At 47.5% G+C, this 750-nt stretch carries 1 protein-coding gene; it reads right to left on the reverse strand.

The window, feature by feature from the left end:
• The coding region (locus K5R16_RS21990; protein ID WP_220740537.1) for an NUDIX hydrolase at nucleotides 1-456 on the reverse strand (456 nt) is incomplete at its 3' end.
• Nucleotides 457-750: the final 294 nt, after the last annotated feature.

The following is a 750-nucleotide window of genomic DNA, read 5'->3' on the forward strand; positions in this document are numbered from 1 at the left end:
AGCCATAGTGTGCTCGTTGTGAGCGATGGCTTGATGAATATTGATCCACACTGGGGCCATGCCGTTTTGGATCTCATGGGCTTCTAATTTGGTTTCGCCGAGTTCAGGGTGAATATCGCAAACAAAGCAAAATGATTCCATATGCACCACTTCGAAGCCATCCCTATTCCAAGGGCGAAACTCTTGGTAGCGACCAAACTCACTGACAATCTCAATATGCCGCGCCCCCGTTTCTTCCTCTAGCTCACGAATGAGGCCGCTTTGAATCTCTTCACCCTCATCGATGCCACCACCTGGAATACTGTAGTCATGGTAGCGCTCGGTATAGAGCATTAAGATCTCCTTGCCTTTGAGGATGATGCCGCGAGCAGCTTGGCGATGAAAGCTTTTAGCTGTAAGTTCATCTGTGGCAAGGTGGGCGATATCGGCATGAATGGTAGATTTTAACAGGCGCATAGGTTAGCTCGGCTCAAGTTGACTAGGAATCGCTGGGGAGAGTAAAGACGCAGGATTATATCCTAAGCCCTGATATTCGGCGATAACTTGGTCTATGGTTGTTTTTTCTTTTTGCTGCTCAGCAGTGAGCAAGCCATTTTGCTGCGTTTTTAATAAACCTTGGTCAATGTTTCGATAGTGCTTTAGGCTTTTTTGCAAGTAGTCCCTGTCAAGCTCGCGGTCCATATCCCACATGACCGAGCCCACGAGACTAAGGCGAATCTCGTATGCCGTCTTCTGCTTGAAAAAAAAAAC

The organism is Shewanella sp. c952 (assembly GCF_019654975.1).
Lineage (GTDB): Bacteria > Pseudomonadota > Gammaproteobacteria > Enterobacterales > Shewanellaceae > Shewanella.